The 14130-nt window shown below is 64.8% G+C and carries 15 protein-coding genes, 2 pseudogenes and 1 riboswitch; of the genes and pseudogenes, 6 read left to right on the top strand and 11 right to left on the bottom strand.

Annotated elements, in window-relative coordinates:
• Positions 1–57: 57 nt before the first annotated feature.
• The 9 genes from VMA74_RS16680 to yccS form a co-directional block, all read right to left on the bottom strand.
• Entirely contained in the window at positions 58–999 is a 942-nt protein-coding gene (locus VMA74_RS16680) for an extracellular solute-binding protein (RefSeq protein WP_325368986.1), read from the bottom strand.
• Complete coding sequence (locus VMA74_RS16685) at positions 996–1352, bottom strand: DUF7009 family protein (RefSeq protein ID WP_325368988.1); 357 nt, start codon at positions 1350–1352, stop codon at positions 996–998. The genes VMA74_RS16680 and VMA74_RS16685 overlap by 4 nt, the downstream gene beginning before the upstream one ends.
• On the bottom strand, positions 1349–1909 hold the full coding sequence (gene mobA, locus VMA74_RS16690) for a molybdenum cofactor guanylyltransferase (protein WP_325368990.1): 561 nt from the start codon (positions 1907–1909) through the stop codon (positions 1349–1351). Before mobA ends, VMA74_RS16685 begins: the two co-directional genes overlap by 4 nt.
• On the bottom strand, positions 1899–2411 hold the full coding sequence (locus VMA74_RS16695) for a molybdenum cofactor biosynthesis protein MoaE (protein ID WP_325368992.1): 513 nt from the start codon (positions 2409–2411) through the stop codon (positions 1899–1901). Before VMA74_RS16695 ends, mobA begins: the two co-directional genes overlap by 11 nt.
• Positions 2412–2578: 167 nt before the next feature.
• On the bottom strand, positions 2579–2839 hold the full coding sequence (locus tag VMA74_RS16700) for a MoaD/ThiS family protein (RefSeq protein ID WP_325368994.1): 261 nt from the start codon (positions 2837–2839) through the stop codon (positions 2579–2581).
• Positions 2836–4083 (bottom strand): gephyrin-like molybdotransferase Glp, encoded by a 1248-nt coding sequence (gene glp / locus VMA74_RS16705; RefSeq protein WP_325368996.1) that lies wholly within the window; start codon positions 4081–4083, stop codon positions 2836–2838. Before glp ends, VMA74_RS16700 begins: the two co-directional genes overlap by 4 nt.
• A complete protein-coding gene (moaCB, locus tag VMA74_RS16710) occupies positions 4080–5081 on the bottom strand; it encodes a bifunctional molybdenum cofactor biosynthesis protein MoaC/MoaB (protein ID WP_325368998.1) in 1002 nt (333 codons plus the stop codon). Before moaCB ends, glp begins: the two co-directional genes overlap by 4 nt.
• Before the next feature lie 3 nt (positions 5082–5084).
• The gene (gene moaA, locus VMA74_RS16715; RefSeq protein WP_325369000.1) at positions 5085–6068 is read right to left on the bottom strand and encodes a GTP 3',8-cyclase MoaA; all 984 of its coding nucleotides are present in this window, start codon (positions 6066–6068) and stop codon (positions 5085–5087) included.
• A riboswitch (molybdenum cofactor riboswitch) is annotated at positions 6064–6206 on the bottom strand. It overlaps the preceding gene by 5 nt.
• A 466-nt stretch (positions 6207–6672) precedes the next feature.
• Positions 6673–8829 (bottom strand): YccS family putative transporter, encoded by a 2157-nt coding sequence (gene yccS / locus VMA74_RS16720; protein WP_325369002.1) that lies wholly within the window; start codon positions 8827–8829, stop codon positions 6673–6675.
• 194 nt (positions 8830–9023) lie between these two features.
• Here yccS and VMA74_RS16725 point away from each other — a divergent pair, with 194 nt between their 5' ends.
• Together VMA74_RS16725 and VMA74_RS16730 are read left to right on the top strand one after the other, a co-directional pair.
• Positions 9024–9794 (top strand): ATP-binding cassette domain-containing protein, encoded by a 771-nt coding sequence (locus tag VMA74_RS16725; RefSeq protein ID WP_325369004.1) that lies wholly within the window; start codon positions 9024–9026, stop codon positions 9792–9794.
• Positions 9791–11272 (top strand): glycine betaine ABC transporter substrate-binding protein, encoded by a 1482-nt coding sequence (locus VMA74_RS16730; RefSeq protein WP_325369006.1) that lies wholly within the window; start codon positions 9791–9793, stop codon positions 11270–11272. The genes VMA74_RS16725 and VMA74_RS16730 overlap by 4 nt, the downstream gene beginning before the upstream one ends.
• A gap of 19 nt (positions 11273–11291) precedes the next feature.
• Here the strand turns inward: VMA74_RS16730 and VMA74_RS16735 are convergent, their stop codons facing one another.
• Positions 11292–11798, bottom strand: a complete 507-nt coding sequence (locus tag VMA74_RS16735; RefSeq protein WP_325369008.1) for a hypothetical protein — start codon at positions 11796–11798, stop codon at positions 11292–11294.
• A 216-nt stretch (positions 11799–12014) separates the two neighbouring features.
• Here VMA74_RS16735 and VMA74_RS16740 point away from each other — a divergent pair, with 216 nt between their 5' ends.
• Positions 12015–12506, top strand: coding sequence for a DUF4142 domain-containing protein (locus VMA74_RS16740; protein ID WP_325369009.1), 492 nt, complete (start codon positions 12015–12017; stop codon positions 12504–12506).
• Positions 12507–12550: 44 nt separating this feature from the next.
• On the opposite strand, the gene VMA74_RS16745 is transcribed toward VMA74_RS16740, so the two are convergent.
• Positions 12551–12787, bottom strand: a complete 237-nt coding sequence (locus VMA74_RS16745; RefSeq protein WP_325369011.1) for a hypothetical protein — start codon at positions 12785–12787, stop codon at positions 12551–12553.
• Between the two features lie 180 nt (positions 12788–12967).
• On the opposite strand from VMA74_RS16745, the gene VMA74_RS16750 reads away from it, so the two are divergent.
• From VMA74_RS16750 to VMA74_RS21660, 3 genes and pseudogenes are all read left to right on the top strand, one after another.
• On the top strand, positions 12968–13441 hold the full coding sequence (locus VMA74_RS16750) for a DUF421 domain-containing protein (protein WP_325369013.1): 474 nt from the start codon (positions 12968–12970) through the stop codon (positions 13439–13441).
• A 76-nt stretch (positions 13442–13517) separates the two neighbouring features.
• A pseudogene (locus tag VMA74_RS21655) lies at positions 13518–13707 on the top strand (DUF6496 domain-containing protein); the annotation flags it as partial.
• A 173-nt stretch (positions 13708–13880) separates the two neighbouring features.
• Positions 13881–14033, top strand: a pseudogene (locus VMA74_RS21660) (DNA-binding protein); the annotation flags it as partial.
• Between the last annotated feature and the right edge of the window lie 97 nt (positions 14034–14130).

Consider the following 14130-nt stretch of genomic DNA (forward strand, 5'->3'; position numbering starts at 1 on the left):
TGGATTCCCACTTTCGCGGGAATGACGGCCATGCATAGGTTGGTACGTGTTCGCCCGTCACAGGCCATCCCCGCGCGGTGCGCTGTAACCGTGCTCGCGGAACAACGCCTGGCCTTGCGCTCCCTGCAGGAACGCGACGAAGTCCCGCGCCAGCGCCGGCTGCTGCGCGTTGCCCAACACGCCGGCATAAAACACCAGCGGCTGCACGCGCAGTGTCTTGCCGTTGTCCAGCATGAGGGATGCACGGTCGTACCACGGCTTTTGCATGGCCGGATCGCCGAGATTGATCTGGTCCGGCAACGCAATCGTTGGCAGATGGTGCGATTGGGCCGCGCTTAGATAACCGATGGCGGCATCGATCTGGCCGGCTTCCAGGCGCGACATCAGCGAGGGCTCGGTGAAGATCTGTGCCGGATTCTGCGGTGAGCCGGCAATGGTCTTCATGAGATCGGGTTGATGGTAGTAGTCCGCCGCAAGCTGCAGCGTCAGCAAGATGTTTGCGCCTTGCGGGTCGACGGCCGGATCGGTGCGGCCCAGGCGCAGGCCCTTTTCGCTCAGCACCTCATACCACTTCTTTTCCCCCCGCGATGCCGCGGCGAAGTCGGCGGCGAAGCGGCTGTGCGGGCTGTAGATCACCACCATCTGGGTGCTGGCGACCGGCACGGCGCGGGTCACCAGGCCCGCCTGCTTGAGCACCTGCATCGGGCCGGGCGTGATGGTGACGAATACATCCGCCTGTAGCTGGTGTGCGGCGAGCAGGCGCGCCAGCGCATAGGAACCTTGCCCGATGCCCTGGTAGATGGCGTGATGGGTTTTGGCAAACGTGGGGCCGGCGGCGTTGTCCATCACCACGCCCATGGAGCCGGCGTAGGCGATGCGCAGGACGGGGTTGGTTTGCGCAACGGCCAGCGTGCAAGCAAGGCTCAAGCACAGCGCGAGAAGCACGCGCACACCTTGTTTCACTCGCCGGGGCAATGGAGCGGGGATAGGCATCGTCATGCGGCGTTCCCTCCCGAAGGCTTGTGCAGGCGCTTGCGCGCGCTGTCCCTTACATCCACGTCAAACAGTATCTGCAAGGTCTCGCCGCTCGGCGTGGACAGCGCGAACTGCAAGCCATCGCGCGTCGGCAGGCGTTCGCTCAGCGCGCGTACCGCCGGTTCCGGCAGATAGATATGTAGCACGGTGCTCTCGCGCCGCCATTCAATTCGTGGCGACAAGCTGACTTGCTGCATTTCCACATGCCCATCGGGCAGGCTGGTGCGGTTGTCGACGGAGCCGCCATCCAGCAATCGCGCCAGTTCGTCTTCATCGATGCGCAGCCGCAGGTTCTGGCCTTCCAGTTGCACTCTCATGCATTCACCTCTCGCCAGGTTTCTTCCGTATTGCAGTCGATCAATTGTGCCGCTTCTTCGGTGGACAGCGCGATCTCATGCACGCCCACGCGTTCCTGCAGCGCACGGATGGAGCGCGCGCGTTCATCACCTGCCGTCAGCAGCGATTTCAAGGCGTCGCGGCATGCTGCGTCCAGCCGCAGGCGCATGGGCAGCACGTGACCGGCAAAGCGTACGCAACCGGCTGTGTCGATAGGGCAAAGACGCGCGAGCAGCGCGGGCTGCAATCGCGGCATGTCCACCGGCACGATCAAAAGCTCGGCATTTTCACAAGCCGCGGCAATCCCCGCGACGCCGCCCAGCGGACCTGCCTGCGGCACCGGATCGGTAACGCCGTGATAGTCGGGGCGATTCCCGCTTACCTTCACTGCCTGCGCGCCCGCGGCAAGCAGCACCTCGATCTGGTGCTCGATCAGCGGCCGGCCTTCCCATGGCAGCAATGCCTTGTCGCGCCCCATGCGCGAAGAGCGGCCGCCCGCCAGCACCACGCCGATCAAGCGCGCCTGTTCAATGCTCATGCCCGTGGGCATGCGTGGTTTTGCCGGAAGCGGCGGCGTGTTCGGCTTCACGGTGTTCCTCGCACAGGGAGCAGCCTTCGCTCCAGGCGCTGTCGCCATCGGTGTAATGCTCCTGCTTCCAGATCGGCGCTTGGTGCTTGACCGCCTCGATCGCCAGGCGGCAGGCGCGGAAGGCTTCGTCGCGGTGCGGCGTGCCGGCAGCGACGATGACGGCGATTTCGCCGATGCGCAGGCTACCCTTGGCGTGGGCGATGTAGAGCTTCATCGGGCCGCCGATTTCCTTGCGCGCGCGTTCGCCGATGTCCTGGAAGGTGCGCAGCGCCAGCGGTTCGAACAGGTCGTAGCTGATGCCGGTGACGATGCGGCCGAGATTGTGCTCACGCACCTTGCCGATGAACATGTCGATGCCGCCGAAGCGCGGGTCGGAAACGAAGGCGAGCGCGGCGGCGGGGTCGAGTTGCGCTTCGCAGATGTCAACGACGGCGGTGTAGAGGTCAGTCATTTCCAGTGCTCGATGGATCTTGTTTCGTGGCGAGGTGGCTCGCTTCGCAGGAAGCTTGCGTAGGTTGGCGGTGAGCGCATGCGAACCCCAACGTCGCCATGCATGGCAATGTTGGGGTTCGGCGTTGCCTCACCACCCACCTACGTGGAGGTGTGCTGTTGCGCATCTCACCCTCCGCTCACGGGCGGAAGAATCGCCAGCTGTCCATCCTCCGGCAGCGTGCGATGGTTATGCAGAATTTCATCGTTGCTGGCAAACGCGGAACGCTGCACCAGCCCTGCGCTGATGTGCGGCGCATGCTCACGCAGGTGTTCGCGCAACAGCTCGCGCAGTTCGGCGACAGTGCAATGCGCAGGTGCTTCCAGCTCGATAAAGCCGTGTGCATCGGCCTCGCGCAGCGCGCCGAACAAGGTGATGCGAACCTTCATGGATGGCTTCCGCAAGGCAAGGGAAATTCGAGATGGCCCACGCCGTAGACGTCGACCAGCGCGCCGGCAGCCAGCACATCGACCTCGGCGGGCATCACCGCCCAGGCATTGGCGTCGGCTAGTGGACGAATGCGGTAGGACTCCTGGCCTTCCAGCACCTCCACGCCCAGGTGCCCGTGCGCATCGAGATGCAAGCGGCTCTTGAGATGAAAGCGCAGGCGCGGTTTCTTGCTGTAGCGGTTGATCAAGGTGGCACGGCGTGGCGATTCCTGCGGCAAGCCCAGCATCACGCGCAGCGCGGGTTCCACGAAAAAGCGCAAGCCCACCGCCACGGCGATCGGGTTGCCCGGCAGGCCGAACAACAGCACGTCACCCGGCAGGCGCGCGAACAGCAGCGGCTTGCCGGGTCGTATCGCTACTTTGTGGAACAAGGTTTCCGCGCCCAGCCGTTCCAGTGCCTGTGGCACGAAATCGTAGCGGCCCATGGAGACGGCGCCGCTGGTCACGATGATTTTTGCACCGGCCTGCCAGGCGCGTCGCAGGGCGGCTTCGAACGCTTCGGTATCGTCGCCTACTGTTTCTGTGTGGACCACGTCGGCACCGGCCAGCGGCAAGCGTGCCGCGAGAAAGGGACCGTTGGAATTGCGGATCTGTCCCGGCGCCAAGGCTTGTGCAGGATCGTCCACCAGTTCGCGGCCGGTGCAGATCACGGCGACGCGCGGCCGCTGGCTGACCGCTACATCGGCCACGCCGAGCGCCGCCAGCAGCATCAGGTGCTGCGCTTGCAGTGCGGTGCCTGTTTCCAGCACATGCTCGCCGCGCGCCACGTCGGAACCTGCCACGCGCACGTTCTGGCCGGCTGCGACATCGGCCAGCAAGCGCACGCGCGATGGCGCGAAGCGTTCGGTCTGTTCGACGGGAACCACGCGGTCGAGTCCATCGGGAATGCGCGCGCCGGTCATGATTTCCCACGCGCCGATGCCGGCATAGGTGACGCCATCGCCGGCGGCTTGTTCGCCTTCGATGGTCAGTTCCGTGCCGGCGGAAACGATGGCATTGCCCGTCAGCGCATAACCATCCATCGCCGAGTTGTGGAACGGCGGCAGGTTCACGGCGCTGATCACCGGCGTGGCGAGCACGCGGCCAAGGCAGGCGCTGAGCGGGCAATGTTCCGCACCGAGTTTTGCACTGGCGCCGAGCACGATGCGCAAGGCGTCTTCGTAGGCGAGCGTTTCCTGGCTCATGCATGCCCTCCGCCTGCGGCCATGCTCAACGCATGCGCGAGGATCGGCGCGAGGATGTCCATGCCTTGCGCGACCGCTTTGGCACTGCCGGGCAGGGCAATCACCAGCGTGCTGCCGATCAGCACCGCCTGCGTGCGGCTCAGCCAGGCCATCGCCGTGTGCTGGCTGCTTTCGCTGCGGAACAGTTCGCCGATGCCGTCGACGTGGCGGTCCGCCACCATCGCCAACGCTTCGGGCGTGCGATCGCGCGGGCCCAGCCCGGTGCCGCCGGTGCAGAGAATCAGCTTCACGCCGCTGCCGGCCAGTTCGCGCAGGCGCGCGGCGAGCGGTTCGGGTTCGTCGGGGTGCAGTTCCACGTCATGCACCTCCGCGCCCAGCTCGCGCAGGCGTTCCACCAGCAGCGGGCCGGAGGCATCGGCGTATTCGCCGCGGCTGGCGCGGTCGCTCAGCGTGATCACCGCGGCACTGGCGCCATCCAGTTTGGCCACGCCGCGCGGCTTGTAGTGTTCGCGCTCCGCATCGCTCATGCCGTCCGGATGCAGCCACAGACCTTTTTTGCCGCCTTCCTTGAACAACAGGCGCACGCCGCCGAAGGACAGCGCAGGTTCCACCGGCTTGGTCAGGTCATAAACCGTAAGCAGCGCTGCACTCGCGCCCGCCAGCGCTTCCATCTCCACGCCGGTGCGCGCGAACGTCGCCACTTCGCAATAGACGCGAATGGCGTGGCGCTCGCCGACCGGCACGCAGCGCACCTCGATGTATTCCAGTGGCAAGGGGTGGCAAAGCGGCATCAGCTGGGAAGCGTTCTTGGCGCCTTGCAGGCCGGCGATTTCTGCCATCACCAGCGCATCGCCCTTGGGCAGGCGGCGTTCGACGATTTGCGCAAACGCATCGGCGCCCGCACTCAATTCGCCAATGGCGACCGCGCGGCGCGCAGTGATGCGCTTGCGGCGCACGTCAGCCATATGAAAATGGGCGCGTTCCTCGCGCTGTTGCATGGATCAACCCCCGGTAGATGCGAGATGCGGCGTTATGCCGGTACGGCCTTCATGCAGGAAATGCCCCTGTTCCTTGCGGCCGATCTGGCCGCCGATGGCGTGCACCAGGTCTTCCAGCTGATCGTCCGCTTGCAGTAGCGGGCGCAAGGGAATGCCGAATTCGCCGAACAGGCACAGGCGCAGATCGCCGGTGGCGGTCACGCGCAGGCGATTGCAGCCGGCGCAGAAATCCTTGGCATAGGGCGCGATGATGCCGATGCGGCCGGCGTAATCCGGATGGCGGTATTCGCGCGCGGGGCCGGCGTCGGCGGCGCGTGGCAGGGCTTGCCAACCGTGTGTCAGCAGTTCGGTTTCCAGGGTTTGGGCGCGCACGTGGTGCTGGCGGAAGAACGGCAGGTTGTCGCCGGTCTGCATCAGCTCGATGAAACGCACGCCGATGCGCCGCTCGCGCAGATAGTCCAGCCACGCCGGCAGCTGCTGGTCGTTGACGTCGCGCAGCAGCACGGCGTTGAGCTTGACCGAAGGCAGGCCGGCGGCCAGCGCCATGTCCACGCCGTGCAGGATGTCGTCCAGCCGGTCGTGCCCGGTGATGCGCGCGAAGGCGTCACGGTCCAGGCTGTCCACGCTGACGTTGATGGCGTTGAGGCCGGCATCCATCCATTCGTGCAGGTGGCGGCTCAGCAGGGTGCCGTTGGTGGTCATCGCCAGCTTGCTGATGCCGGGCACGGCCGCGGCGGTGCGCAGGATGTCGGTGAGGTCCTTGCGCACGCTCGGCTCGCCGCCGGTGATGCGCAGCTTGTGCATGCCCAGTTCGGTAAAGCCGCGCAGCAGCCGCGTGATCTCCGGCAGGGACAGCGGCGCGGCGGCGTTCGCCCCGGCGTGGTAACCGTGCGGCAGGCAATACGTGCAACGGAAGTTGCACGCGGGTATGACCGATAGCCGCAAATACGGAAACCGGCGGCCGTAGCGGTCAGCCAGCGGGGACATGCATCTTTGCTCCTTTCCAAAGTGGGGAGGCGAACGCGTTTCCGCGTTCACCCTGGTGGTCCCTTGCGGGGATCACGGACGCCTGGCCGTATTCCGGTTGGGAACCTTAGGCCGGGCGCCTCGGAGTTGTGTGGTGTGTTGTGCTCAGAGGTGATTGTAACTATCCGCTGATTGGGGGTGTTCGTCTATGACGGTTTTGTCATGGGGGGAGGTTTGTGCAGGGGGTGTGTTGGATTGGGTATGTGGTGTCGTGTTTCGCAGGCTTGGGCATTGTCTGCGGCGCTTTCGGTCGCGGGGCGACCGAGTCACTTTTCTTTGCGTGCCCACGCCCGCGTCAGGAACGCGGGCGAACAGCGCATGCTGGCCCGAAGGGCGAAGGGCAGGATGCCCGTAGTAAAGAAAAGTAACCAAAAGAAAGGGCACCCCGAGGGGGCCCCGGAAAAGCAGGCGCGCATCCATGCGCGGCCGCACCGGCGTGCGCCGGTGTCGCTTGGTTCTTGCATGGTCCTCGTAGGCTGGAGTGACTGTAGGCTGGGATGAAATCCCAGCATCTGTTTGCATGGCGACGCTGGGATTTCATCTCAGCCTACGGTGTCGGCCTCGATCACCCGTGGCGAATATCCCGCACCACGCTTCCCAGGCGGTCCCGCTGCGCCAGGATTAGCCCCAGCTGTCCCAGTACCAGGCGCGCTGTTTCGTCCTCCACGCCGTCCGCTGCGGGCATCATGCTTTGCTCCGCGTCGCTTTCCAGTGGCGTGGCTGCGGTAGCCAGCAGCGCATCGGCCAGCTGTTCCAGTTTGGTGACGACCAGATTGCCGGCGAGCGTCACGGTATCGCGGGCGTCGGCGCAGGTGATCGCCTGGCGATGCGCGCCGAGCGCGGAAATATGCCCGAGCATGGTGTGGGCGATGGTGAGGAAGCGCAGCAGGTCTTCGTTGCCGCGTTGCTGGCGGCCCGGTTCGCGCAGCATGTTGGCGAGCATGCCGCTGAGTGCGGCGTCGGCGTTGTGGGCTTCGCGGCGGGCGATGCGGTAGGGCAGGTCGTCGCGTTTGCCATGTACGTATTGCGCGATCACCTGCTGCAGGTAGCGCGCATCGTTGCGCAAGGTGTTGGATAGCACCTGGTCGAGCTGGCGGCCTTGCCAGTCAGGCAGCACCAGGTAGATGGAGAGGGCGGCAATGGCGGCGCCGATCAGGGTATCGACCAGGCGCGGCCACATCACGTCGTAGCCATGGCCGACCTGGCTGAAGCACAGCACCACGAACACGGTGATGGATGCAGTCGCCAGGGTGTAGCGCCGCAAGCGTGCGGCGAAGAACACCACGCAGGACAGCACGATCAGCAGCAAGGGCCACGGTTCGGCGGGCAGCAGGCGCAACGTGGCCCAGCCGATCACCACGCCGATCACCGTGCCGGAGACACGCTGCAGCATGCGCGTGAGCGTGGCGCCGTAGCTTGGTTGGCAGACCAGCAGGGTGGTCAGCAAAATCCAGTAGCCGTACAGCGGATGCATCAGGCGCAGCACGCCGAAGCCGGCCGTCAACGCCAGCGCGAGGCGGATGGCGTGGCGGAAGCGTGACGAGCGCGGCGTGAGCTGGATGGTGATGCGCTCCCACACTTCGCCCAGGGTTTGCGGACCGGGGTTCTGCAGGGCGCCGTCTTCGCCGTCGAGCGTCGTCGGCGTGTGATCGTTTTCCAGCAAAGCCTGGATGGCGGTGATGTTTCGCAGCAGGGCTTCCAGCGAACGCAGCAGTTGTTCGGATGGTGCGTGCAGGGTGCCGCGTGGCGCATAGATGGCGTTGCGCAAGTCGCTTTGCGCGGCGCGCAGGTCGGTGGCCGGCCTGGGCGCGGTGCGCAGGCGCAATGCGTCGGCCTGCGCGTGGCATTGCTGTGCCTGCAGGCGCAGCAGGTGTTCGCAGCGGAACAGCACGTCGCTGTGATAGAACGCCTCGGCCAGCTCGGCATAGGGATAGTGCGCGGAGCTGACGCGCTCATGGATGTCCTGCGCCTTGAAGTACAGCTGCAGGCGCGCCGCGGTGGCGCCACGCGGGCGGCGCATGCCGATGCGGTCGATCAGCACGATGCGGGTGTCGTTGAGCGCGTCCACCACTTGTTCGTTCTGCATCGCCAGCGTCAGCAGCAGCGCGTCGCGGTCGATGCCGCGCACCGGCGTGAATAGCGCGGCCTTGGTCTGCAGATAATCGCCCAGCGCGTCGAACACGCGAGCCAAGGCGTGGCGCACGGCAAGCTGCGGCGACAGCACGCTCCACAGCAGCGACAGCAGCCCATACCAGGCCGCGCCGCCCAGCAGTTGCAAAGGCTCGCTGATCAGCGAGGTTGGCGGATGCGGCTGGTCGGTGCCGATCATGGTGTATACGGCCAGGATCAGCGTGCCGCCGGCGATGGTGGCGTAGCGCGCGCTGATCGAACCGAGCATCACCAGCACGAAAGTCATCGCCGCCAGTGCCAGCGCGAACGGCCATGGATACGGCAGCAGCCATTCCACGGTGAAGGCGACGCCGGCAAAACAGCCCAGCGTGACCAGCAGCGTGATGGAGCGGCTGCGCCAGTGATCCTCGGTTTCGGCCAGCGCGCAGGCGATCACGCCCAGCATGGCCGGAGTCATCGCGGCAGCATGGTTGCCCCACAGGCAATACAGGATCACGCCGCCGAGGGCGAGCAATACGCGCTGGCATTCGGCGAAGCGATCCGAGCCACGCAGGCGGCGCCAGTAATGCAGCAGGGTGGGGTGGGAAGCCATGGCGGCTAGGATACATGCTGCTTTGCAACATCCACCTTTCAAGCGCCTTGGGCTGCAAGGTTGGTGGTGAGGCGCAGCCGAACCCCAACATCGCCATCTGCATGGGGCAACGTTGGGGTTCGCGTGCGCTTACCACCAACCTACACTAGCTTCCGGCCTAGAATGCCGCTTCCACTGCCTACGCCCATCCCCTAATGTCTCCCACCAGCAACGCCTCCTCCGAAGCGTTCGAGCTCCGCGGCGTCAGCAAGCGCTATGGCAACGTCATCGCGCTGGACGATGTCAGCCTGCGTTTTCCAGCCGGCAGCAATACCGCCCTGATCGGCAGCAGCGGGTCGGGCAAATCGACTTTGCTGCGCGTGCTGCTGGGCCTGGAGTGGCCGGACCGCGGCGAGATCTGGGTGGATGGTTCCATGCTGGAACAGGCACATGTGCTGGCACTGCGCCGGCGTGTGGGCTATGTGATCCAGGAGGGCGGCTTGTTTCCGCACCTCACCGCGTTGGGCAACCTGGCGTTGCTGCCGCATCACCTGGGCTGGAGCCGCGACCGCATCCGCCAACGCGCGGAAGAACTGGCCGCGCTGACGCATTTGCCGCAGGGCGTGCTGGAGCGCTACCCCGCCGAGCTGTCCGGCGGCCAGCGCCAGCGCGTGGCGCTGATGCGCGGACTGATGCTCGATCCGGACGCCTTGCTACTCGACGAACCGCTGGGCGCGCTCGACCCGATCGTGCGCCATGAATTGCAGGACGAGCTGAAGGCGATCTTCGACCAGCTCGGCAAGAGCGTCATCGTCGTCACGCACGACATGGCCGAAGCGGCGTGGTTTGCCGATCGCCTGGTGCTGATGCGCAACGGCAAGGTGGTGCAGGATGGACGGCTGGATGATTTTTGCCAGCGGCCGGCCGATCCCTTCGTGACCCGGTTCGTGAAAGCGCAGCGCACCTTGCGGGGCGTGTCGTCATGAAGCGCGTGTGGATAGTGTTGGCCGCCTTGCTGCTGATTCCGGCGTGGACCCAGGCCGCGCCCGTGCGCATCGGCTCCAAGCAATTCACCGAATCGGTGATCCTCGGCGAGGTGGCGCGACTGGCGGCAAGGCAGGCCGGCGTGCAAGCCGTGCATCAGCGTGAACTGGGCGGTACGGCGATTCTGTGGAGCGCGCTGCAGCACGGCGACATCGATGCGTATCCAGAATACACCGGCACGCTGACGCATGAGTTGCTGCAGCAGGTGCCGCCGGATGCAGGCATCCCCACGCTGCGCGCCGCGCTCAAGCCGCTGGGCCTGGGCATCACCGATTCGCTGGGCTTCAACGACACCTATGCGATCGGCATGCGCGAGGATCGCGCCGCGCAACTAGGCATCCAGCGTTTGTCGGATCTCGCCGCGCATCCGGAGCTGCGTTTTGGTTTCTCCAACGAATTCATGGCGCGCAGCGACGGCTGGCCGGGTTTGCGCCAGCGCTACGGTCTGCCGCAAATGCAGGTACGCGGGCTGGATCATGCGCTGGCCTATCGTGCGCTGGCCAGTGGCGCGGTGGATGCCATCGACCTCTATAGCACCGACGCGGAAATTCCCTATTACCACCTGCGCACGCTCGATGACGACCGGCATTATTTTCCGCACTACGACGCGGTGTATCTCTATCGACTCGATCTTGCGCAGCGTTCGCCAGCTTTCATCGACGTGTTGAACAAGCTTGCCGGTCGCATCGATGCCGACGCGATGCGGCAGATGAACGCCATGGTGAAACTGCATGGCGAAAAGGAAACCGCGGTGGCGGCGGATTTTCTCGGCGTGCAGCCGGATAGCGATGGCGCAGGGCTATGGGCCCGATTGTGGCAACGCACCCTGGAGCATCTGCGCCTGGTATGCGTCTCGCTGCTGGCAGCCGTATGCATCGCGATACCGCTGGGCGTGTTCGCCGCGCATGCAAAGCGGCTGGGCCAATTGGTCATGGCGCTCAGCGGCGTGCTGCAGACCATTCCGTCGCTGGCCATGTTCGTCTTCATGATTCCGTTCTTCGGCATCGGCACCTGGCCGGCGATTGCGGCCTTGTTCCTGTACAGCCTGTTGCCGATCGTGCGCAACACTTATACGGGATTGGCCGGCATTCCGCCGGACCTGCGCGAATCCGCCGCTGCGCTGGGCTTGCCGCGCGGCGTGCGGTTGCGCCGCGTGGAACTGCCCATGGCGATGCGCTCGATCCTGGCGGGCGTCAAGACCGCCGCCGTGATCAATGTCGGCACCGCGACTTTGGGTGCGCTGATCGGTGCGGGTGGTTACGGGCAACCCATCGTTACCGGCATCCGGTTGGACGACACCGGGTTGATCCTGGAAGGCGCCATTCCGGCTGCCTGCATGGCGCTGGTAGTACAGGGTTTGTTCGAAGGCGTGGAGCGCTGGCTGACGCCGCGCGGGATGCGCCTGGAAGCGCGGCAGTAATGGCACCACGCGTCGATCGCTAACGTGTGCGGCGGGTGCCCAAGGTCGATCCGCCCTTGGCTGCCGCGACGCTGCGTTGCACATCTTCCTCCTGCGTTGCATCGCCCACGCTCGGCCACATCGCCGGATCCTCGCGGCGGCGCGTGTCTTGCTCCTCCGCACGGACCGAACTCGCACCGGCGTCGTCGAGCAGGGCGCACACGTCGTCCATCGACATCTCGCCATGCAACTCGACCACCAGCGTGGCGTGTCCGATCAAGCGGGGATCAGGCAGCGGCTGCGGCGTGCGATCAGAGGCGGACGTGCGCTTGGGTTTGTTGCGTCCGGTGCTGGTGTCCATGCGGCCGGTATGGCTGGTTGCCGAGACCACCGTGGTCGGCGCGCTGGAGCTGGAAGCTGTGCTTGCGATGCTTTCATCGAAGCTCAAGACAATTTGTTCACGCCGAAGCCCGCGCGACAATAATTTTTCGGCAGCCGCACTGGCATCGAATTGCGTATCGAAACAGGCAACGACAAGTTCGGCCATGAGCATGCTCCACGATGTTTGCTGTTGCATGGCACTGTAGGCCTTCGACCCTAACCGGTACATGAGCGCAAACGTAAACCGACGCGCAAAGAATGTGCACGACGGCATAGATACGCGCGAGTCACGCCGCCGATGCTACCTATGCGGTGAATTTCGCCAGGAGATGCAGACATACCACGGCTGAACTTTGTCCTTGTGTTTTTGTTTATGTTGGTGATGGCTTCGCCAGTTCAGGCGCAGAGCGGGTCATCCAATGCGTCTACTGCCGCGACGGGTGCGGTCGGTGCGCATACGGCCCAGGACGTTCGCTTCGTCATGGCTGCCTCGGCTGCGGGCGACACGGAAATCATCGCGGCGCGGCTTGCGCAAGCGCAGGCGCAATCGGCCAAGGTGAAGTCATTTGCGGCCACCATGCTGCGCGACCACACCAAGGCCAACGAAGAGTTGAAGCACATCGCGCAAAAAGACGGCTATACCGTCTCTGCCTCGCCCACACAGGAGCAGGAATCCGCACTTGCCAAGCTGCGTCCCTTGCATGGCAAGGAGTTCGATACGGCGTATGCGCAAATGATGGTGAGCGACCATCGCGAAGCAGTGGCCTTGTTTCAGGCGGAATCCACCTCGGGTTCGGATGAGGATTTGAAGGCGTTTGCGACGCAGACGCTGCCGGTGTTGCAGCATCACTTGGCGTTGGCGAATGCGTTGTGATCCCTGGTCGTTCCGGGGGTTCGCCGGAATGACCGGTCTGGGATTCAAATCAACGCCTGCGGCACCGGAGGCGTGCCCACCGGATCGCCAATCGGTGCGGGTGGCGGTTCCGGATCGGTAAGCGGCGGGCGCTCGGGTGTCGGCAACGGCGGCTCGGGACCTGGGTCCGGGATGCCGGGTGACGGCGAGGGTGAAGGGGATGGCGGTTTTTCCGGAGGCGGTTCGGGTACTTTCGCGTGGATGTGCAGTAAGGCATGCGCGGTCGCATGGATGCGGTTCATGGAATGCCCTCCTCGCAGGTTGCCATGGTTGCGTGCACTGTGAGCGTGTACACGTGCACGAGAAACAAATTCCTTGTGACGGTTGGGGCATGGCAATGCATTCACGCGCCATCAACCGTTTTTCACCGGCGATGGCGGGATAGTGGTGCCCGTTGGTCAATCGCCAAGGAGTCTGCTTCAATGAGTAACGCATTCGAAATGGCCATGCCATGGTGGCAGTTCGTGTGGCGTGGCGTCGCCGGGTATCTGGCTGCCGTGTTCATGATGCGCATCGTCGGCAAGCGTTCATTCGGGGACATGTCTACCTTCGACATCATCGTGCTGGTACTGGTCGGCGGCGTCTTGCGCAATTCCATCGTGGGGCACGATGGCTCCTTCCAGGGCGGCCTTATCGCCGTCGCGTCCATGTTGGCCACGGACCGTGCCCTGGCTTGGGTATGCACGCGGTCGCCATGGTTTAACCGTTTCGTGGAAGGTCGTCCCACAGTGCTGGTGCACGATGGCGAGTTGGTGCCGGGCGCATTGGAGCGTGTCAGTCTTCCCAAGGCGGCGTTTCGACGCGCCTTGCATACGGAAGGCATGGAAGACATCGGGGACATCAGCATCGCCAGACTCGAACCGAATGGGCGCATTACGATCATTCGCAAGCACTAATGGAACATGCCTTGACGACGTATCGACGCAGCCGCGAGTAAAGCTGCTTTTGCTCGCTCACTTCGGAGATCACGACATGCCCGAGAGAAAAACCCGGCAAGCGGCCGCCCGAGACAAGCGCGAAGGCAAATCGCCCAGCACCCAGGCCGGCGAATACGTGCGCGAGGAAATCGAGCACGTGCGCGAAGGCAAGCACGGCGCGCGTTCACCGCAGCAGGCGATCGCGATCGGGCTATCCAAGGCACGGCGAGACGGCGTGAAGGTGCCGCGGAAGAAATCGTCCAGCAAGAAGGCTTCCAGCAAGAAAAGCGCAAGCCGCAAACGCGCCAGCAGCGGCAAGTCCGCCACCCGCAAGCGCGCCACCTCCAAGCATTCCAGCGCCAAGCGCGCCAGTGCTTCCTCTCGCGCCTTGCGCCGGGAAGGGCATGGGGCGGCTTCCAAGCGTGCGTTGTCGGCACAAGGCAAGCGCGCGGCATCCAAGCGCAGCTCGGCATCGCGGTCGGCAGCTGCGAAGAAGGCAGCGCGTACGAAGGGTGCGCGTGTACGTTCCGCGGCGGCTAAGAAGGCGGCGCGGACGAGGAAGCGGGCTTAGTAGTAATGGCATTAAGTTAAGCGTCATTGCTCCATGGCTTGCCGGGATTTACTCCCTCCCCTGCGCCAGTAGGGGAGGGCTGGGGTGGGGTTGCTTG

Origin of the sequence: Dyella sp., from assembly GCF_035508675.1 — a bacterium.
Classification (GTDB): domain Bacteria; phylum Pseudomonadota; class Gammaproteobacteria; order Xanthomonadales; family Rhodanobacteraceae; genus Dyella_B.